At 70.7% G+C, this 18663-nt stretch carries 19 protein-coding genes and 1 tRNA gene; 10 read left to right on the plus strand and 10 right to left on the minus strand.

Going from position 1 to position 18663, the window contains the following annotated elements:
• Window positions 1-56: 56 nt before the first annotated feature.
• From AB0937_RS10220 to phoU, 3 genes are all read right to left on the minus strand, one after another.
• Complete coding sequence (locus tag AB0937_RS10220; protein WP_033312302.1) at window positions 57-308, minus strand: SCO4226 family nickel-binding protein; 252 nt, start codon at window positions 306-308, stop codon at window positions 57-59.
• 153 nt (window positions 309-461) lie between these two features.
• Window positions 462-617 carry a hypothetical protein gene (locus AB0937_RS10225; RefSeq protein WP_167345925.1) on the minus strand — a complete coding sequence of 52 codons (156 nt, stop codon included), beginning with the start codon at window positions 615-617 and terminating at the stop codon, window positions 462-464.
• 177 nt (window positions 618-794) lie between these two features.
• The gene (gene phoU / locus AB0937_RS10230) at window positions 795-1496 is read right to left on the minus strand and encodes a phosphate signaling complex protein PhoU (RefSeq protein ID WP_366710797.1); all 702 of its coding nucleotides are present in this window, start codon (window positions 1494-1496) and stop codon (window positions 795-797) included.
• Window positions 1497-1741: 245 nt separating this feature from the next.
• Here phoU and AB0937_RS10235 point away from each other — a divergent pair, with 245 nt between their 5' ends.
• Window positions 1742-3031, plus strand: coding sequence for an ATP-binding protein (locus AB0937_RS10235; protein WP_366710798.1), 1290 nt, complete (start codon window positions 1742-1744; stop codon window positions 3029-3031).
• Window positions 3028-3708 (plus strand): response regulator transcription factor, encoded by a 681-nt coding sequence (locus AB0937_RS10240; RefSeq protein WP_030243122.1) that lies wholly within the window; start codon window positions 3028-3030, stop codon window positions 3706-3708. The genes AB0937_RS10235 and AB0937_RS10240 overlap by 4 nt, the downstream gene beginning before the upstream one ends.
• 72 nt (window positions 3709-3780) lie before the next feature.
• On the opposite strand, the gene AB0937_RS10245 is transcribed toward AB0937_RS10240, so the two are convergent.
• Window positions 3781-4464, minus strand: a complete 684-nt coding sequence (locus AB0937_RS10245; RefSeq protein ID WP_366710799.1) for a DUF461 domain-containing protein — start codon at window positions 4462-4464, stop codon at window positions 3781-3783.
• A 581-nt stretch (window positions 4465-5045) separates the two neighbouring features.
• Between AB0937_RS10245 and AB0937_RS10250 the strand changes: the two genes are divergently transcribed.
• The 6 genes from AB0937_RS10250 (at window position 5046) to AB0937_RS10275 (ending at window position 11623) form a co-directional block, all read left to right on the plus strand.
• Window positions 5046-5528, plus strand: a complete 483-nt coding sequence (locus AB0937_RS10250; RefSeq protein WP_003953493.1) for a CarD family transcriptional regulator — start codon at window positions 5046-5048, stop codon at window positions 5526-5528.
• 343 nt (window positions 5529-5871) lie between these two features.
• A complete protein-coding gene (ispD, locus tag AB0937_RS10255) occupies window positions 5872-6636 on the plus strand; it encodes a 2-C-methyl-D-erythritol 4-phosphate cytidylyltransferase (RefSeq protein WP_366710800.1) in 765 nt (254 codons plus the stop codon).
• Entirely contained in the window at window positions 6626-7120 is a 495-nt protein-coding gene (ispF, locus tag AB0937_RS10260; RefSeq protein WP_366710801.1) for a 2-C-methyl-D-erythritol 2,4-cyclodiphosphate synthase, read from the plus strand. Before ispD ends, ispF begins: the two co-directional genes overlap by 11 nt.
• Before the next feature lie 97 nt (window positions 7121-7217).
• Window positions 7218-8615: a cysteine--tRNA ligase gene (gene cysS / locus AB0937_RS10265; protein WP_366710802.1), complete on the plus strand. Its 1398-nt coding sequence runs from the start codon at window positions 7218-7220 to the stop codon at window positions 8613-8615.
• Window positions 8616-8828: 213 nt separating this feature from the next.
• A complete protein-coding gene (rlmB, locus tag AB0937_RS10270; RefSeq protein ID WP_366710803.1) occupies window positions 8829-9770 on the plus strand; it encodes a 23S rRNA (guanosine(2251)-2'-O)-methyltransferase RlmB in 942 nt (313 codons plus the stop codon).
• A gap of 128 nt (window positions 9771-9898) precedes the next feature.
• The gene (locus tag AB0937_RS10275; RefSeq protein WP_366710805.1) at window positions 9899-11623 is read left to right on the plus strand and encodes a DoxX family membrane protein; all 1725 of its coding nucleotides are present in this window, start codon (window positions 9899-9901) and stop codon (window positions 11621-11623) included.
• Window positions 11624-11902: 279 nt separating this feature from the next.
• Here AB0937_RS10275 and AB0937_RS10280 read toward each other — a convergent pair whose 3' ends face one another.
• From AB0937_RS10280 to AB0937_RS10295, 4 genes are all read right to left on the minus strand, one after another.
• Window positions 11903-12634 (minus strand): nucleotidyltransferase family protein, encoded by a 732-nt coding sequence (locus AB0937_RS10280; RefSeq protein ID WP_366710807.1) that lies wholly within the window; start codon window positions 12632-12634, stop codon window positions 11903-11905.
• Between the two features lie 117 nt (window positions 12635-12751).
• Window positions 12752-13201, minus strand: a complete 450-nt coding sequence (locus AB0937_RS10285) for a hypothetical protein (RefSeq protein ID WP_366710808.1) — start codon at window positions 13199-13201, stop codon at window positions 12752-12754.
• 218 nt (window positions 13202-13419) lie between these two features.
• Window positions 13420-14508 (minus strand): sn-glycerol-3-phosphate ABC transporter ATP-binding protein UgpC, encoded by a 1089-nt coding sequence (ugpC, locus tag AB0937_RS10290; protein ID WP_366710810.1) that lies wholly within the window; start codon window positions 14506-14508, stop codon window positions 13420-13422.
• A gap of 274 nt (window positions 14509-14782) precedes the next feature.
• Entirely contained in the window at window positions 14783-15751 is a 969-nt protein-coding gene (locus AB0937_RS10295) for a WYL domain-containing protein (RefSeq protein ID WP_366710812.1), read from the minus strand.
• A gap of 108 nt (window positions 15752-15859) precedes the next feature.
• Here AB0937_RS10295 and AB0937_RS10300 point away from each other — a divergent pair, with 108 nt between their 5' ends.
• Both AB0937_RS10300 and AB0937_RS10305 read left to right on the plus strand, forming a co-directional pair.
• On the plus strand, window positions 15860-16312 hold the full coding sequence (locus tag AB0937_RS10300) for a DUF3224 domain-containing protein (RefSeq protein WP_366710814.1): 453 nt from the start codon (window positions 15860-15862) through the stop codon (window positions 16310-16312).
• A 58-nt stretch (window positions 16313-16370) separates the two neighbouring features.
• A tRNA-Thr gene (locus AB0937_RS10305) sits at window positions 16371-16444 on the plus strand.
• Between the two features lie 351 nt (window positions 16445-16795).
• Here AB0937_RS10305 and AB0937_RS10310 read toward each other — a convergent pair.
• Both AB0937_RS10310 and AB0937_RS10315 read right to left on the minus strand, forming a co-directional pair.
• The gene (locus AB0937_RS10310) at window positions 16796-17011 is read right to left on the minus strand and encodes a hypothetical protein (protein ID WP_366710815.1); all 216 of its coding nucleotides are present in this window, start codon (window positions 17009-17011) and stop codon (window positions 16796-16798) included.
• Between the two features lie 985 nt (window positions 17012-17996).
• Window positions 17997-18663, minus strand: a 667-nt coding sequence (locus AB0937_RS10315; RefSeq protein ID WP_366710816.1) for a tetratricopeptide repeat protein, incomplete at its 5' end; no start/stop codon positions are given.

An 18663-nucleotide genomic window follows, 5' to 3' on the forward strand; every position in this document is an offset into this window, starting at 1 on the left:
CGCGTGCGACGGGTCACCGGCCTGATCCCCGGGACCCGTTCAGCCAGTTCAACCGGTCACCGCACCGTCAACGGCACGGGGTGCACCTCGTCCGCCTTGTGCCCGGCGCGCTCGTGAATGCGCTGGACCGCTTCGGCCGAGGGGGCCTCGGAGAGGCAGTAGACGTGGCCGGACTCCGGGTCCGCCCAGGCCATCTCGAAGTGGACCTGCTCGTCCTTCTCTATGGCGAGGTCCGCGTTGTGGGCTTCACGCAACTGCTCTTCCGTGATGCCCTTCATGCCGCGATGGACGTCCATGAACTTGGGCATGCCTCGCGCCTCCTTCCCGGCACGGTGCTCGCCCGCGCCGCCTTGCCTACCTCTCATGCTCCGCCCGTACGGCCACCCGGGCGACCCCACGCCGAGGGGCCCCGGCGGTACGGCCGGGGCCCCTCGGGTGGTACGGACAACGAAGCGTCGGCGTCAGCCGCACTGACAGGGGCTGCCCGACTGGCACCCGCAGCCACAGCCCGAGCCGCAGCCGCACGCGGCGATCAGCGGCAGGCTCCTGATCTCGGCGGGCTGCTCGGTCTCACGCTGCCGGGCGGGGTCGGGCGTGGTGCTGGGGGATTCGGCCATGGGTCCCTCCTCGAGGCTGGTGCCTGTGCCCATTGGATGCCCGTCCGGCTGGGCGCATCAACGGCGCACTGAGGCGCCCACGCGCCCCGACCGCCGCCGACTGCCCCCTGGGCACGCCCCCGAGCGTCCCCCGGCTCCCGCCCGCACCGCCCCGGCTCCCGTCCCCGACCGGGTCCGTCAGGCGCTCTCCGCCTGCGAAACGGCCTGGATCTCCGGCTGCACGTCCGCCTGGAGCTCGTCCGCGTGCTCGCCCGTCACCAGGTACACCACGCGCTTGGCGACCGACACCGCGTGGTCGGCGAACCGCTCGTAGTAGCGGCCGAGCAGCGTGACGTCCACGGCCGTCTCGATGCCGTGCTTCCAGCGGTCGTCCATCAGGTGCTGGAAGAGGGTGCGGTGCAGCAGGTCCATCTCGTCGTCGTCCTGCTCCAGCTGGAGCGCCAGGTCGACGTCCTTGGTGATGATCACCTCGGCGGCCTTCGCCATCAGGCGCTGCGCGAGCTGGCCCATCTCCAGGATCGTGGCGTGCAGGTCGCTCGGGACGGCGCGGTCGGGGTAGCGCAGGCGCGCGAGCTTCGCCACGTGCTGGGCGAGGTCGCCCGAGCGCTCCAGGTCGGCCGACATGCGCAGCGAGGTGACGACGATGCGCAGGTCCGTCGCCACCGGCTGCTGGCGCGCCAGCAGGGCTATGGCCCGGGCCTCCAGTTCGTGCTGGAGTTCGTCGACCCTCTGGTCGGCCTCGATGACGTTCTCGGCCAGCTTCAGGTCGGAGTCGAGCATGGCGGTCGTGGCGCGCCCGATCGCCGACCCGACCAGCCGGGCCATCTCCACCAGACCGTCGCCGATCGAGTCCAGTTCCTCGTGGTACGCGTCCCGCATCAGGCTTCCCTCTCGTGCGTCTCAGTCGGGGGTCCAAGGGCCGGGGCCCACCGGACAACCGGCGGTACGACCGTCGTATGACCGGCGGTCCGAACCCCACGCTCCCACGTTCCGCCCCGTACGCGTCTGTTTCCGTCATCCCAAATGAACCAATACTGGCTCCAAGGTGAACTCTGGGCGACGAGTGTTCGAGCTCGCAGCCCGACGGCTGTGGAGGGTGCCCGAGCCATGCCTAACCTGGGTGCATGGACGTGAACGCGGCGGTCGCCGCAGCGGCAGCGATCGCCGGGGTTCTCACCGGTGTCATCGCCATGCTCGCGTTCCGCTGGAGTGAGCGCGAGCAGAAGCGCCCCACCCGTAGCTCCCTGCACACCGACGCCGTGCTCCCGCCCGGCGTGGACACGGTCCTGTCGGTCCTCAGGTCGTCCGCCGTCGTCCTCGACGAGGCCGACGCCGTGGTCAAGGCCAGCTCGGCGGCGTACGCGCTCGGCCTGGTCCGCGGTGGCAAGCTCGCCGTCGAGCCGATGATGCAGATGGCCCGGGACACCCGGCGGGACGGCGAGATACGCCAGGTCGAACTGGACCTGCCCCGGCGCGGCACCGGACGCGGAGAGGCCCTGGCCGTCTCCGCGCGGGTCGCGCCGCTCGGCTCCCGGCTGGTGCTGCTGCTGGTGGAGGACCTGACCGAGGCCCGCCGCATCGAGGCGGTCCGGCGCGACTTCGTCGCCAACGTGAGCCATGAGCTGAAGACGCCGGTCGGTGCCCTCTCGCTGCTCTCCGAGGCCGTGATGGACGCCTCCGACGACCCCGAGGCCGTGCAGCGGTTCGCCGGGCGCATGCAGATCGAGGCCACCCGGCTCACCAGCCTGGTGCAGGAGCTCATCGACCTCTCGCGCGTGCAGAACGACGACCCGCTGGAGGACGCCGAGCCGGTCCGCGTGGACGAGCTCGTCGCCGAGGCCATCGACCGCTGCCGGCACCAGGCCGGCGCCAAGCAGATCACCATGGCCGCGGGGGGAGCCGCCGACCTGCGCGTGTGGGGAAACCGCGGCCAGCTCGCCGCCGCTCTCGGCAACCTCGTCGAGAACGCGGTCAACTATTCGCCCGCCCGCACCCGCGTCGGCATAGCGGCCCGCAGTGTGAACGCCCCCGGCGGGGACCACATCGAGATCGCCGTCACCGACCAGGGCATCGGCATCTCCGACAAGGACAAGGAGCGCATCTTCGAGCGCTTCTACCGCGTCGACCCGGCCCGCTCCCGCGCCACCGGCGGTACGGGACTGGGACTGGCCATCGTCAAGCACGTGGCCGCCTCGCACGGCGGGGAGGTCACGGTGTGGAGCGCCGAAGGCCAGGGCTCCACCTTCACCCTGCGCCTGCCGGAGGCCGGTGCGGCCCGCGGCGCACATCAGCAGCCCGCCCGAGAGACGCGCGCAGGAGGCGCGGGCCTCGACGAGGAGGCCGGGCGGTCGACCCCCACATCCCCCGAATCAACCGCGTACGCAACGCTTCCCGCCCCGGAGGTCCTTCCGTGACCCGAGTGCTCGTCGTCGAGGACGAGGAGTCCTTCTCCGACGCCCTGTCGTACATGCTCCGCAAGGAGGGCTTCGAGGTCGCCGTCGCGACCACCGGGCCCGACGGACTCGACGAGTTCGAGCGCAACGGCGCCGACCTCGTCCTCCTCGACCTGATGCTGCCCGGCCTGCCGGGCACCGAGGTGTGCCGCCAGCTGCGCGGCCGTTCCAACGTCCCCGTCATCATGGTGACCGCCAAGGACAGTGAGATCGACAAGGTCGTCGGGCTGGAGATAGGAGCCGACGACTACGTCACCAAGCCGTTCTCCTCGCGCGAGCTGGTCGCGCGGATCCGTGCCGTGCTGCGGCGCCGCGGCGAGCCCGAGGAGGTCACCCCGGCGGCCCTGGAGGCCGGCCCGGTCCGCATGGACGTCGACCGGCACGTGGTCACCGTCGGCGGCACCAAGATCGACCTGCCGCTGAAGGAGTTCGACCTGCTGGAGATGCTGCTGCGCAACGCCGGCCGCGTCCTGACCCGCATGCAGCTCATCGACCGCGTCTGGGGCGCCGACTACGTCGGTGACACCAAGACCCTCGACGTCCACGTCAAGCGGCTGCGCGCCAAGATCGAGCCGGACCCGGGGGCCCCGCGCTACCTGGTGACGGTCCGCGGCCTCGGCTACAAGTTCGAGCCGTAGGCCGGCGGACGGCGACGGCAGCACGAAGGGCGGGCCCCCTCCTCGGAGGGGGCCCGCCCTTGCCGCGTCTGCTCAGTGACCGGCGCTCGCGCTCGCCGAGGCCGCGTCGCTCGGCGTGCCGGACGCGTCGTGGCCGCCCGGCGTCTCACCGGCCGCGGGGCTCTCCGGCGCGCCCGGCTCGCCCTCGGCGGGAGAGCCGGACGGCGAACCCGACGGGGACGACGAGGCGCCCGGCGCGGCCGGGACCTCGGTGGGGCCCCACTCCTTGAAGTAGTGCTCGGCGGGGACGACGAACGCGGACAGGCTCACGGCACCGGTCTTGCTGAAGGTGAAGGTGACCTTCTGGGCGTTGCCGTCCTGCACGGCCTCGCGGCTGCTCGGCAGCATCGCGGTGGCGTTGTCCTTGCCGCCCAGGATCAGCGAGCCGCCGGGCGGGATGCTGAGGCTGCCGCCCTTGGCGGGCTTGAGCTCGGCGGTCTTGCCGGTGCCGGGCAGGGTGATGGACTCCAGCGTCTCGGCGCTGCGGCCCGAGTTGAAGAGGGTGGCGGAGATCGCGGCCGGGCCGGTCGACTCGAGGTCGGGCTGTGTGATCACGATCGCGTTCTGGACCTTGATGTCGCCGACGCTCGTCGCCGCGTTGTCCGGCTTGATCTCCAGGGTCTGGGCGTCGTTGCCGGCGCCGCATGCGGCGAGCGAGGCGATCGAGAACGCGGTGACGGCGGCGGCGAGGGCACCGCGTCGAAGGCTGCTGCTCACGGCGGCGGCAACTCCTTGACTCGAGCGGAGCGGCCGATAAAGCCGCCCTAAGTGTCTGTCAGCGGGCCTTAGGTTACCGAGCCGTCCTCGTCCGGCCGCACCCGACCCCCCGGCACCGCTGATCCCACCTGAGTCTCATGTGACTCCCGGGTCACATTGGCATGGTCGCCGTCCGGCATTCACATAAGAGACCCGCGCGGCACCGCAAATGTTCCGTGAAGGAATGCGCGGGCCGCCTGGGAATTGATCACCGGCGGCTCGCCGGGGTACCCCGTGATCAATTCCGGATTCGACGTGAACCCGCCCGGGCCGCCGAACGGAGTAGCGGAAGTCGATCATACGGAACCGGACATATGGGGATGTTCGGCCTTCTGGAGGATGCTCCGGATGTGTGTAACGTACGCGTTTCGCTCGCCCCGAAGAGCCGCTCCCACCTGCGAATACCTTCTTCCGATCCCTGTCCGAAGCACGTTCCTGTCGGAGTTGTCAAGCCCCGAGATATGCCCTGACCTGCGAAAACGCCATTCAGTACCCGCAGTTTCCGTGTTACCCTGGATAGCCACGGAAGGGGTACCTGTCACATGACGTTCAAGGTTGGCGACACCGTGGTCTATCCCCATCACGGGGCCGCGCTGATCGAGGCCATCGAAACTCGCCAGATCAAAGGCGTGGACAAGACCTACTTGGTGCTGAAGGTCGCCCAGGGCGACCTGACGGTACGTGTGCCAGCGGACAATGCGGAGTTCGTCGGCGTGCGTGATGTGGTCGGTCAGGACGGGCTGGACCGGGTCTTCGAGGTGCTGCGCGCACCGTACGCCGAGGAGCCCACGAACTGGTCCCGTCGGTACAAGGCAAACCTGGAGAAGCTCGCCTCGGGCGATGTCATCAAGGTCGCGGAAGTGGTGCGTGACCTGTGGCGTCGTGAGCGCGAGCGCGGACTCTCCGCCGGTGAGAAGCGCATGCTCGCCAAGGCCCGCCAGATTCTGGTGAGCGAGCTCGCCCTCGCGGAGAACACCAACGAGGACAAGGCCGAGGCCCTGCTCGACGAGGTGCTCGCCTCCTGAGGCGAAACCCGTCGCACAGCGCTCTGCGCTTTTCGAGGCCGCTGATCAAGGCTGCTGGTCGAGGCTGATCAGCCGAGGCTGGTCGAGCGCGCGCCTGCACATTGAAATGCCGCGGTGCCCGATGACGAATTACTTGTCGCCGGGCGCTGCGGCATGTTCGTACTCCGAAGCCGATGCGCCGTCACTCCGAGATGTGTTATCACTCACGCCCCGGTGTTCGGGGTGCCGGGCCCGGGCAGCCGGCTCGACCGGCGTCACGGAAGGGTCCGGTCGAGCGCGTCGCGCCCGGCACTCCTCCAGGCCATACCCACGCCGGGCCAGCACACAAACCTGACAGGAACCGATGTCTGACGATTCGCGTCCCTCGCCGCCCGCCGGCCACTCCGCGGCCCGCACGGCGGCCGTGATCCCCGCCGCCGGCCGCGGTGTCCGGCTGGGCCCGGGCGCCCCCAAGGCGCTCCGCGCGCTCGGCGGTACCCCCATGCTGATCCACGCCGTCCGCGCGATGGCCGCCTCCCGCGCCGTCGGCACGGTCGTCGTCGTGGCCCCGCCCGACGGTGCCGCCGAGGTCCGATCGCTGCTCGACGCGCACGCCCTGCCCGAACGGACGGACTTCCTCGTCGTCCCGGGCGGGCGGACCCGCCAGGAGTCCGTGAAGCTCGGCCTCGACGCGCTGCCGCCGGGCCACGACATCGTGCTGGTCCACGACGCGGCCCGGCCGCTGGTACCGGTGGACACCGTCGACGCCGTGATCGAGGCCGTACGGGACGGCGCCCCGGCCGTGGTGCCGGCGCTGCCGCTCGCCGACACCGTCAAGCAGGTCGAGCCCGCCGGCACCCCCGGCGAGCCGGAGCCGGTCGTCGCCACGCCGGAGCGCGCCCTGCTGCGGGCGGTGCAGACCCCGCAGGGCTTCGACCGGACCACCCTGGTCAGGGCGCACGAGACGGTGACCGGCGAGGTCACCGACGACGCCGGCATGGTCGAGCAGCTCGGCCTCACGGTCGTGGCCGTCCCCGGCCACGAGGAGGCCTTCAAGGTCACCCGTCCCCTGGACCTGGTCCTCGCCGAGGCGGTCCTGGCCCGCAGGAGGCTCAACGATGGCTTCTGACCTGCCCGTGCTGCCCCAGGTCGGCATCGGCACCGACATCCACGCCTTCGAGGAGGGCCGCGAGCTGTGGTGCGCCGGCCTGAAGTGGGAGGACGCGGGCCCGGGCCTGGCCGGACACTCCGACGCGGACGTCGTCGCCCACGCCGCCTGCAACGCCCTGTTCTCCGCCGCCGGCCTCGGCGACCTCGGGCAGCACTTCGGCACCGGCCGCCCCGAGTGGTCGGGCGCCTCCGGGGTCACGCTGCTGACGGAGGCCGCGCGCATCGTGCGCGAGGCCGGATTCCGCATCGGCAACATCGCCGTACAGGTGGTGGGCCCCCGTCCGAAGATCGGCAAGCGCCGGGACGAGGCGCAGAAGCTGCTGTCGGAGGCGGCCGGAGCCCCCGTTTCGGTGTCGGGCGCAACGACGGACGGGCTCGGCTTCCCGGGCCGGGAGGAAGGGCTGATGGCGGTGGCCACGGCCCTGGTGGTGCGCGCCGGCTGAGGACGGGCGCCGGGCGTTCCCGTTGCCTGTGTCACGAATGTGTGCGTCCCGTGGTGAAGGTCCTGAGGCACACCCCGGGGCCCACTACCCTGGAGTGGTGACTATTCGCCTGTACGACACCAGCGCCCGGCAGATCCGTGACTTCTCCCCGCTCCTGCCGGGTTGTGTCTCGATCTACCTGTGCGGTGCCACCGTGCAGGCGGCCCCGCACATCGGGCACATCCGCTCCGGGCTGAACTTCGACATCATGCGCCGCTGGTTCGAGTACCGCGGCTACGACGTCACGTTCGTGCGGAACGTGACGGACATCGACGACAAGATCATCGCGAAGTCGGCCGACCAGAACCGCCCCTGGTGGGCCATCGGCTACGAGAACGAGCGGGCCTTCAACGACGGCTACACCGTGCTCGGTTGCCTGCCGCCCACCTACGAGCCGCGGGCCACCGGCCACATCACCGAGATGGTCGAGATGATGCGCGGCCTCATCGAGCGCGGGCACGCCTACGAGGCCGACGGCAGCGTCTACTTCGACGTCCGCTCCTGGCCCTCCTACCTGGAGCTGTCCCGGCAGGACCTCGACGAGATGCGGCAGCCCGCCGAGGAGGGCATCACCGGCAAGCGCGACCCGCGCGACTTCGCCATGTGGAAGGCCACCAAGCCCGGCGAGCCCGACTGGGAGACGCCGTGGGGACGCGGCCGGCCCGGCTGGCACCTGGAGTGCTCGGCCATGGCGCACAAGTACCTGGGGTCCGCCTTCGACATCCACGGCGGCGGCCTGGACCTGATCTTCCCGCACCACGAGAACGAGATCGCCCAGGCCAAGGCCTACGGCGACGAGTTCGCCCGGTACTGGGTGCACAACGCCTGGGTCACCATGAGCGGCGAGAAGATGTCCAAGTCGCTCGGCAACTCGGTCCTGGTCAGCGAGATGGTCAAGCGCTGGCGGCCCATCGTGCTGCGCTACTACCTCGGCACCCCGCACTACCGCTCGATGATCGAGTACAGCGAGGAGGCGCTGCGCGAGGCCGAGTCGGCGTTCGCGCGGATCGAGGGCTTCGTGCAGCGCGTGGTGGAGAAGGCCGGCGTCGTCGAGCCCGCCGCCGAGGTGCCGCTGGCCTTCGCCGAGGCGATGGACGACGACCTGGGCGTGCCGCAGGCCCTCGCCGTCGTGCACACCACGGTCCGGCAGGGCAACAGCGCGCTGGCCGCCGACGACAAGGAAGCGGCCGTGGCCCGGCTCGCCGAGGTCCGCGCGATGCTCGGCGTGCTCGGCCTCGACCCGCTGGACCCGCAGTGGGCGGGGGAGGGTGACCGTGGCGAGGACCTGCACGGCGTGGTGGACACGCTCGTGCGCATGGTCCTCGACCAGCGCGAGGCCGCCCGGGCCCGCAAGGACTGGCCCACCGCCGACGCCATCCGCGACCAGCTCGGCCAGTCCGGCCTGGTCATCGAGGACAGCCCGCAGGGCCCGCGCTGGAGTCTCGGCCCGCGTTAGGGTCTGTGGTGACCGTGGCGCCTGCGGTACGACGCCCGGCAGCACTCTGACCGGACGCCGCACGGCCGCCCTTCGGGCGACGACGCCACGTGCGCAACGGACCCGTCCCAGCCGCGGCCGGAAGATCGATTGTGCCGCCCGGGCCCCTGGGCGGCACACTTCATAGACGTACGCACTTCACCGCCTCACGGCGACAGCAGAGACAGGTAGGTCATGGCAGCCAACAACCGCCGCATGTCCGGCAAGAAGGGCGCGCAGGTCGGCAGCGGCGGCCAGCGACGCAAGGGCCTCGAGGGCAAGGGCCCCACCCCGCCCGCCGAGATGCGCAAGGGACACAAGAAGAACCGCATCGCCAACGTCAAGGCGAAGCAGGCCGTGCGCCGGCCCGTGGCCCGCGGCCGCGGCGGCAAGGGCACCTCCGAGCTGGTCGTCGGACGCAACCCGGTCCTGGAGGCGCTGCGCGAGGGCGTCCCCGCCTCCACGCTCTACGTCCAGCAGTTCATCGACAACGACGAGCGGGTGCGCGAGGCCCTCCAGGTCGCCGCCGAGCGCGGCGGCATCAACCTCATGGAGGCCCCGCGTCCCGAGCTGGACCGGATGACCAACGGCCTCAACCACCAGGGCCTGGTGCTCCAGGTCCCGCCGTACGAGTACGCGCACCCCGAGGACCTGGCGGCCGCCGCCTACGACGACGGCGAGGACCCGCTGATCGTCGCCCTGGACGGCGTCACCGACCCGCGCAACCTCGGCGCGGTCGTCCGCTCCGTCTCCGCCTTCGGCGGTCACGGCGTCGTGGTCCCCGAGCGCCGCGCGGCCGGCATGACGGCCGGCGCCTGGAAGACGTCCGCCGGTACGGCGGCCCGCACCCCGGTCGCCCGCGCCACCAACCTGACCCGGGCCCTGGAGGCGTACAAGAAGGCCGGCATCACCGTCGTCGGCCTGGCCGCCGACGGCGAGGCCGATCTCGGTGAGCTCGCCGCCCTGGACGGCCCGCTCGTCATCGTCGTCGGCAGCGAGGGCAAGGGCCTGTCCCGGCTGGTCGGGGAGACCTGTGACGTCCGGGTGCGGATCCCGATGCCGGGCGGCGCGGAGTCGCTCAACGCCGGTGTGGCGGCGGGGATCGTGCTGTACGAGGCGGCCCGCCGACGCCGCTGAACAAGCGTCCGGAACTTCACCTGTACGGGGTGATTCCGGTGTCATCGGGGCGACGAGGACAAGCTTGACGGGGTCCGGACAGATCCGGCGGGTCAAAGCAGTGTCCTAACGCGACGTCACTCGGTTAGATGAGTGTGGACACCAGAACACCCCGCACACCCACGGGGGACCGCTCGTCGGGACTCGACGACGCTCCCGCGCTGAGCATGGTGAAGGTGCCGAGCGACCCGGCGCAGGTCATCGTCAACCACGCGAGTTTCCGCGTGCAGTTGGGCGCATCGACGCGTCGCGTCCAGTCCCCCCGGGTCGCACGGCATCTGACCGCCACCGAGGACACCGCCCGCATCCCCCAGATGGGGGGAGGGACGGACGGGGCCACCGCCCGCCGCCGACCCGTCGTCTGGAGCGGCAGATCCGCCCCCGACGACACCGGAGCACACCGGCTCCTTCAGGCCGTGCGGCACGAGAGCGTCCGACACGCCGACGAGCCCGCCGCCGACGCCGGTGCCACCCAGGTCATCTCCCGCATGGGCCCGGGCTACGACACCCCCGGATACCAGGGCGTGGGCTACGGCGGCGACGGCTACGAGGGCGACGGCTATGAGGGCGACCTCGCCCAGACCGTCGAGACGCCCGTCGTCGGCCCGCAGCGCACCCACGAGCCCGCCGACGGCACCCGGCTGCTGCCGCCCATGCGCACCGTCGGCAGCGCCTACGACGAACAGGCCTACGGCGAACCGGACTACGAGGACTACGAGGACGACGAGTTCGAGGAGTCCGCGACCGAGACGGACGACACCGGACGCCGGGCCAAGCGGCACAGTGACGACCCGGCCCGGCACGCCTACTACCCCGGGCGCCGGATGAACCTCGGTGTCGTCCTGCTCCCGCTGCGCGTCTTCCTCGGCTTCATCTCCATCTACGCCGGCATGGGCAAGCTGTGCGACCCCGTCTACTTCGAAGGCGGCAAGCGCGGCTCCATGGTCAAGTGGCTCAACACCCTGCACCCGTGGGAAGTGGCCGAGCCCCTGCGCCAGTTCGCCCTGGAGCACCCGGTCGGCGCCGGCCTGGTCATCGCCTTCGCGCAGGTCATCGTCGGCGTCCTGACGGTGCTGGGCTGCTGGCAGCGCGTCGCCGCCTGCCTGGGTGCCCTGCTGTCGGCCGCGCTGCTGGTGACGGTCAGCTGGAAGAGCGTCCCGGCCTACGAGACCCCCGACATCATCTACCTCGCCGCCTGGTCGCCGCTGATCATCGCCGGCGCCCCCGTCTACTCGGTCGACGGCCGCCTCGCCGGCGGCGCCTGGCGCCGTCTCGGGCCTCGCACCGACATCTGGGACCTGCGCCGCTACGTGCTGCGGCGCGGCGCCCTCGTCACCGCGATCGTCACCGGCATCACCCTGCTCGTCGGCTCGCTGCTCGGCGGTGCCGTGCGGGACGCCGACCGGGTCGTCGTCCCGGGCCCCGGCGAGGCCCCGCGCAACGAGCTGCCCGGCTCCCCGCTCCCGGGCGAGCCCGGCAAGCGCCAGGAGAAGCGGACCCCGTCGGCCTCCTCGCCGCCCACCCAGGGCGCCACGGCCGGCTCGGCGAGCCCCAGCGCGGGCACCACGACCCGGCCCGGTGCCACCCGTGACACCGGCACCGTCACCGGCGGATCCCCCAGCCAGACCCAGGGGACCGCGGGCCAGGCGCCGCCCCAGCAGACCTCCCCGGCCGGCCAGGCCCCCAGCACCACGACCGGCCCCACCTCAGGCGGCGGCACGGCGACGGGCGGCACGGGTTCGACCGGCGGCACGGGCGGTGGAGAGTCCTCCTCCACGGGCCGCCCGGGCCTGGTGGGCGGGCTGCTGGGCTAGTAGCTCACCAGCACGTCAGAAGGCCCCGCAGCACGCAGCTGCGGGGCCTTCTCACGCGTGCGGGCAGGGCCCCAAGGGTCGCGAGGACAAAGGGCTTCACGGAGCGACGGGCGCTGAGGCAAACCGCTCAAGGGGCACGGGGAACTGCGCGACAAGCCACGACGAGCGGTCAGCCGCCGACGGCAAGCAACCGGCCGAGCTCTCGGCGTCAGCACCCCGACGACACCAACTCCTCGACGGGAGTCAGGCCCTCACCGATCGGTGCGACCGGCGGAGCTCTCAGCGCCCCAGCGCCGCCAGCTCCTTCGCCGCCTCGGTCAGATCCTTCGCCGTGTCGATGGCCCGCCAGTACGCCCCCTGCGGGATCGTGAACCCGGCCAGCCGCCGCTCACGGGCCAGATGCGGGAACGTCGTCCGCTCATGGTCTCCCCGGTGCGGCAGCAGCCCGGCGAACTCGGGGGAGAAGACGTACACACCGGCGTTGATCTCGAAGGTCGACGGCGGTGCCTCGATGAAGTCGGTGATGCGCCCGAAGCCGTCGGTCTGCACCGCACCCCACGGCAGCCGGGGCCGCGCCAGCGCCAGCGTCGCGACGGCGTCCCGCTCGGCGTGGAAATCGGCCATGTCCCGCAGCGAGAACCGCGTCCAGATGTCGCCGTTCGTCGCGTACCAAGGCTGGTCGGGGTGCGGGAGGTGCGCCGCGGCGTACTTGAGGCCGCCGCCGCGCCCGAGCGGCTCCGGCTCGACGACCGTGGTGACGGAGACGGGCAGCTCGGCCGTCTCGAGCCACTTCTGCAGCACCTCGGCGAGATGTCCGCAGGACACCACGACGTCCGTCACACCCTCGTCGGCGAGCCAGGACAGCTGATGGCCGATGATCGGCGTCCCCGTCCCGGGGATCTCGACCATCGGCTTGGGCCGGTCGTCGGTGTACGGACGCAGCCGGGAGCCCTGGCCACCGGCCAGAACGACGGCTTGAACGGGGCGGGACGCGGCGCTCGGATCGCTCATGAGAACGAACTGTACGTGGCGTCCCGCCGGGGGCAGCAGCTGACGATCTTTACCGTGTCAGCCGTTGTGGACGTCCCGCCCGCTGGCGGGGCGGTGTGCGCCGGCAGGGCGGTGCGCTCAGCTGTGCGCGGCGGCGACGCCGGTGGCGAAGGCGGTGTCACAGACCGGGCGCGCGTAGGACTGCGCGCGGGTCGGGCCGTAGACCCGGACGGCGGCCTGGCCGAGGGCGCGGGCGATGGACGCGCAGTGCTTCGCCAGGGTCGGGCGGCCGTTCACGGCCTGCTGGAGGTGGGTGAGGGCGACGCCCGGGTCCTCCTCCTGCAGCTCGGTCAGCAGCTTGTCGCGCAGGACGTCCTGGGGGGCGCGCTTGGCGGCCTGCGGGGTGCCCACGGAGGTGTCCGCGGCGGTGAGCACCGGGTCCGTGGAGTTCCCCGACCAGTTGACCCGGGTGACCGCGAGGGTCCCGCAGAGCACCAGGACGACGGGCAGGACGAATGCGAGGGTGCGGCCGATCCGGTGGGCGGGGCCCCGGCCGCGTCGCGTCTGTTGGTTCATGGAGTGCTTCACGCGTGTGAGGGTAGCGCCCGGTAATGGTTTGTAGACATTTAGTCACCGGTTCGGGGGATGAGAGAGTGCCACTATCCGGGTAGTGCGTTGACGCACAACGCTCGAAACGTCCGGTCTGTCGGGGTATTTGTCGACAACGAGAAGGGCCCCGCAGCACGCCGCGGGGCCCTCTTCGTCAACCTGGGTGATTCACCCGGGGTTGTGTGCCTGCTGGTTGATCAGTCGGACAGGCGCGCACCGGTCGAGGTCGAGAAGACGTGGGTCTCGCCGGAGCGGGGCACGACGTGCAGCTGGCTGCCCTTCTCCGGGACGTCACGGCCGCTGACACGGACGACGAGGTCCTTGGAGTCGTCGCCGACCTTGGCGGTGCCGTAGACATACGCGTCGGCGCCGAGCTCCTCGACGACGTTCACCGTGACCGCGAGGCCCAGCTCGGCGTCCGCGCCGGCCACCTCGAAGTGCTCGGGGCGGACGCCGACGGTGACGGTCTTGTCGGTGGCGGCGGCGATCGCGTCGCGCTGCACCGGCACGACCGACTTGCCGAACTTCACGCCGCCGTCGGTGATCGGCACCTCGACGAGGTTCATCGCCGGGGAGCCGATGAAGCCGGCCACGAAGAGGTTGGCGGGCTTGTCGTACATGTTGCGCGGGGTGTCGATCTGCTGGAGCAGACCGTCCTTGAGGACCGCCACGCGGTCGCCCATCGTCATGGCCTCGACCTGGTCGTGGGTGACGTAGACGGTGGTGATGCCCAGACGGCGCTGGAGGCTCGCGATCTGCGTACGGGTGGACACGCGGAGCTTGGCGTCCAGGTTGGACAGTGGCTCGTCCATGAGGAACACCTGGGGCTCACGGACGATGGCGCGGCCCATGGCGACACGCTGGCGCTGACCACCGGAGAGGGCCTTCGGCTTGCGGTCCAGGTACTCGGTGAGGTCGAGGATCTTCGCGGCCTCCTCGACCTTCTGCCGGATCTCCGCCTTGTTGACGCCGGCGATCTTGAGCGCGAAGCCCATGTTGTCGGCGACCGTCATGTGCGGGTAGAGCGCGTAGTTCTGGAACACCATGGCGATGTCCCGGTCCTTGGGCGGCAGGTGGGTGACGTCGCGGTCGCCGATGCGGATGGCGCCTGCGTTGACGTCCTCGAGCCCCGCGAGCATGCGGAGCGAGGTGGACTTGCCGCAGCCGGAGGGGCCGACGAGGACGAGGAACTCGCCGTCCTCGATGTCGATCTCCAGAGCGTCGACGGCGGGCTTGGTGGAACCCGGGTAGATCCGGGTCGCCTTGTCGAACTGCACAGTGGCCATGGTGAATGAACCCCTTCTACCGGCAGGAACGTGCCGGACGATCCGAGTAGGAAGGTGGTGCCACGACGGTGATTTCCGTTGTGGTGTAGTCCACGCGTGTGAACTGGCTCAGGACGGTACCTGGCGTTCACACGTCTGTCAGTAGTTCCGGCCCTGTGAACTTCGCGGAAATTTTCGAAGCGGCTCGCATGCCGCGCCGTGCCGTGCCCGTCGCTTCTGCCCGTACGGGCAGGCCTGTGGCGCCACGGCCGGACTCCGTAACGGCGCACGGCTGTCACTCCTGCCCGTACCGGCGGGCCAGTGCCGCCACCGTCCGGGCGACGGCCCGGCGCAGCTCGGGCGGGCCGAGCACCTCGGCCTCCGGGCCCAGCCGCAGCAGATCGCCGACGGCCACGGCCTCCGTCTCCACGCTCAGCTCCACCTCGGTCCAGCCGTCCGCGTCCGGCGCGCCCGCACCCTCCAGGGCGCGTACCCCCGCCGCCCCGAACTGCATCGGCAGCAGTTTCCGCCCGCGCGGTGAGAGCCGGACCCGGGCGACCCCGTGCCGCAGCGCGGCCTCCAGGTGCCGGGAGGACGCCTCCCAGTAGGCGGCCAGGTCGAACCCGGCGGGGCGGTCGAAGAGCTCGCCCGTCTCCGCCACGGACAGCACGCGCGAGACCCGGTAGGTCCGTACGGCCTCCTCCGCCAGGGCGACCAGGTACCAGATGCCGCCCTTCAGAACGAGCCCCAGCGGCCGCACCTCCCGGTGGACCTCGCCGCGCCAGCGCCGGTAGTGCATCCGCAGCACCCGCCGCTCCCACACGGCCACCGCCACGGCCTCCAGGCACGGCACGGGGTCGGCCTCCCGGAACCAGGCGGGCGCGTCCAGGTGGAACCGCTCCTGGACCCGCCGCGCCTGCCCGGACAGCTCCGCCGGCAGGGCCGCCTGGACCTTCAGCTGGGCGCTGGCCAGGACCGCTCCCAGCCCCAGGTCCCGGGCGGGCCCGGGCATCCCGGCGAGGAACAGTGAACCGGCCTCGGCGTCGGTGAGACCGGTCAGCCGGGTCCGGTACCCGTCGATGAGCCGGTAGCCGCCCTCGGGCCCCCGGTCGGCGCACACGGGCACACCGGCCGCTCCCAGGGCCTCGACGTCCCGGTAGACCGTCCGCACCGACACCTCCAGCTCGGCGGCGAGCTGGGGTGCGGTCATCCGCCCGCGGTTCTGGAGCAGCAGGAGCAGGGAGAGGAGCCGGTCGGCGCGCATGGGGGCCATTGTCGCGGCGTACGAGGCATACCTGACAGGAGATGTCAGGTATGGCGTCCAGGCTGGTGGAGCACATCGACATCCGGCCGACCGAAAGGACCACCACCCATGCCCGGCACCCGCACCACCACCGGACACTTCACCTTCGCCGACTGGCAGGAACGCGTGATCGGTCCCGCCGAGGACGCGACCCCCCGCCTCGCGCACGCGTCCGTCCGGAACACCTTCACGGGCGGCGTCGAGGCGGCCGGGACGACCTGTGAGTACGCGATCGTCTACGTCACCGCGAAGACCGGCTCCTTCAGCGGCATGGAGCTTCTCACCGGACGTGTCGAAGGCCGTGAGGGAAGCTTCGCGGTGGAGGAGCGGGGGTGGTTCGGCGAGGACGGAACGGTGCACTGCACCTTCGAGGTGGTACCGGGCTCGGGCAGCGGTGAGCTGACAGGCCTCGCGGGGGAGGGAGACTTCACCGCACGGCACGGCGAGACGGCAGTGGCGTACCGGTTCGCCTACGACCTGGAGGAGCGCACCGGCCGCACGGAACCTCGTGGCTCGGCGTAACGGGCTCTGTGTACAGTGGTGCCGCCCCTCACGCGCGGCAACGCGCGTCACGGCACCCGCCTCCTTAGCTCAGCTGGCCAGAGCAACGCACTTGTAATGCGTAGGTCGTCGGTTCGAATCCGACAGGGGGCTCTGCTGAAACCCCAGGTCGGATGTGTTCTGACCTGGGGTTTTGTCGTCAGTGGGTGTGGTCCCGGTGTCGGGCGCGGGTCGCGCGGGTGTCGGGGGTCTCAGTTCTGGTCTCAGTGGGTCCCGGATCCGCGGTGGTGGGCGCGGGTACGAAGAACTCGCCCATGTCGCGGAGGCAGCGCGCCCTGTCCAGCGGGTGACAGCCCGTCTTGGCCGGCCGTCGGTATCCACTCGGCCTCACGCCGCAAGGGCGCGAGTACGAGTTCAAGGTGCCCGACGCCGCGGAGGTGGCTACATAACGTCAGCCGGGCGCCGCACAGGAGCTGTCGGCGGAGCCGGCTGACGTGTTTGCCCTCAGTCGCGGCGGATCGCTCGCCGTGAGTCATCCGGGTCGTCGCCGGATGACCTCCGGAAAGACCTGGAAACCTTTCGCCACTCACGGGCCAGTTCGGGCAGCTGGCGCAAGAACCCGATGAGCAGGATGACGAAGAGAGCCAGAAGGCTGAAACCTTCGATGATGAATCTAGTGACTGAGTTCCAGTCCAGTGAGCCGAACGCCTGCACGATCATCCTCATAGTGGGGCCGCAGCCCCATCTCGAAGGGCTAAGCGGCAGTGGCCATGACTTCCTGCTGGAGAGTCGGCCGAGAGGAGGGTGCTCCTGGGACAATCGGGGAGGCGAGCCCTAGTACGCCGCAGGGTGAAGTGTCGTGCGGAGGGACGCAGCCCAGGAATCTGTATTGAGAGCTGACGTGCTGGTTAAGAGCACGTTGAGCGGCAGCCTTGATGCCGCGGACCGTGCTCTCGGCTCGCCCAAGAGTCTCAAGGGCTTGGTGGCGCTCGACCGGCGAGAGGTGTCGCACGGACCGCCAGGAATCCCAGAGATCGCGGAGTAGCTGCTGTCCAACGCCGGCGAAGGGGAGGCCCCAGGCATCCCTCAAAAACGCGATAGGGCAGGGGCGCGGGTCGAGCCCGTAAATGATCCCGGATGTTACGGAGGGGAGCCGGGTGTCTCGCTCAGCGCCAGCGAGGAGGTCCTCCGTGAGTGTTAGGGCGGTCTGCGAATCGTCGGTGACGAGGCGAGTGAGATCTTTGATCGCCGTGAGGACGTGGTCAGCCCGAAGCGTGATCTGCAAGTGCCGATTCGCGCGGCCGAGACCCATGTAGTTGGACGTCGCCGTCAGGCCAGCATGCCCAAGCCCACCGGGGGTTGAGGCTGAGTCCTGTTCGTGCGACATGGCCGCAGACTAGTCCACTGCCCGGCCCGGCGTCCTGGTGTCGCGTGGACAGCCAGACGATCACGAATCGGTCTTTGTCGTGGTCTCGGTAACCCCTCAGCTTGAGGGAGTCCGCTGGCGTCTGTCGACGTACATGAGGAGCGGTGACCTCACCCTTCTCTCACCGGACGGACTGCACCGGAGACACCCCCGGACCAAGATCCGACAACTTGTAATGCGTAGGTCGTCGGTTCGAATCCGGCAGAGGGCTCTGCTGAAACCCCAGCTCAGATGCGCTCTGAGCTGGGGTCTTGTCGTCAGCGGGTGTGGTGGCGGGGGCTATGGTCCTGTACCTGGTGGGCACTCGGCATGCGCGCGGGATGTGGCTGCTGCTTCATCGTCGCCCGCACGGGCGTAGGCAGTGGCGGACCGTTCCCATGCTTCCCGAACTTGAGACGCTTCGGCACCGGACGCGTTCAGGGTGGCGGCGAACTCCGCCCAGGCCTCCCCGGTGCGTGCCCAGTCCTCCTCCTGGGTCAGCATCTCGATCGCCTTCTCCCCGGCTGCGATCGCCTCCGCGTATCGCTCCAGGCTGCGACAAGCGGTGCCGAGGTTGTTCCAGGCGACCGCTTGGCTGTGGGTGTCGCCGGTCTGCTCGTCCAGGTCGAGTGCGGTGCGGTAGGCGTCGAGTGCTTCGGGGTGGCGCTGGAGTTCCATCAGTACCGTGCCGAGGTTGTTCCAGGCGCTGGCCTGGCCGCTGGTGTTGCCGGTCTGCTGGTGCAGGTCGAGTGCGGTGCGGTGGGCGTCGAGTGCTTCGGGGTGGCGCCGGAGGTCTTTGAGTGCGGTGCCAAGGGCGTTCCAGGCGTCTGCTTGGCGGTGGGTGTTGCCGGTCTGCCGGTGTAGGTCGAGTGCTGTTTGGTGGGCCTCGAGTGCTTCGGGGTAGCGCCGGAGCTCCTGGAGCGCCATGCCGAGATTGTTCCAGATGTCCGCTTGGCCGTGGGTGTCG

This window comes from Streptomyces sp. NPDC047880, from assembly GCF_040706515.1.
Lineage (GTDB): Bacteria > Actinomycetota > Actinomycetes > Streptomycetales > Streptomycetaceae > Streptomyces.

Coding starts and splice junctions, on each gene's coding strand:
- phoU (WP_366710797.1), bottom strand. CDS start 1,496: ATGCGGGACGCGTACCACGAGGAACTGGACTCGATCGGCGACGGTCTG.
- AB0937_RS10225 (WP_167345925.1), bottom strand. CDS start 617: ATGGCCGAATCCCCCAGCACCACGCCCGACCCCGCCCGGCAGCGTGAG.
- ispD (WP_366710800.1), top strand. CDS start 5,872: ATGTCTGACGATTCGCGTCCCTCGCCGCCCGCCGGCCACTCCGCGGCC.
- AB0937_RS10275 (WP_366710805.1), top strand. CDS start 9,899: ATGAGTGTGGACACCAGAACACCCCGCACACCCACGGGGGACCGCTCG.
- AB0937_RS10310 (WP_366710815.1), bottom strand. CDS start 17,011: ATGATCGTGCAGGCGTTCGGCTCACTGGACTGGAACTCAGTCACTAGA.
- AB0937_RS10220 (WP_033312302.1), bottom strand. CDS start 308: ATGCCCAAGTTCATGGACGTCCATCGCGGCATGAAGGGCATCACGGAA.
- AB0937_RS10280 (WP_366710807.1), bottom strand. CDS start 12,634: ATGAGCGATCCGAGCGCCGCGTCCCGCCCCGTTCAAGCCGTCGTTCTG.
- AB0937_RS10235 (WP_366710798.1), top strand. CDS start 1,742: ATGGACGTGAACGCGGCGGTCGCCGCAGCGGCAGCGATCGCCGGGGTT.
- rlmB (WP_366710803.1), top strand. CDS start 8,829: ATGGCAGCCAACAACCGCCGCATGTCCGGCAAGAAGGGCGCGCAGGTC.
- AB0937_RS10300 (WP_366710814.1), top strand. CDS start 15,860: ATGCCCGGCACCCGCACCACCACCGGACACTTCACCTTCGCCGACTGG.
- ugpC (WP_366710810.1), bottom strand. CDS start 14,508: ATGGCCACTGTGCAGTTCGACAAGGCGACCCGGATCTACCCGGGTTCC.
- AB0937_RS10295 (WP_366710812.1), bottom strand. CDS start 15,751: ATGCGCGCCGACCGGCTCCTCTCCCTGCTCCTGCTGCTCCAGAACCGC.
- AB0937_RS10250 (WP_003953493.1), top strand. CDS start 5,046: ATGACGTTCAAGGTTGGCGACACCGTGGTCTATCCCCATCACGGGGCC.
- ispF (WP_366710801.1), top strand. CDS start 6,626: ATGGCTTCTGACCTGCCCGTGCTGCCCCAGGTCGGCATCGGCACCGAC.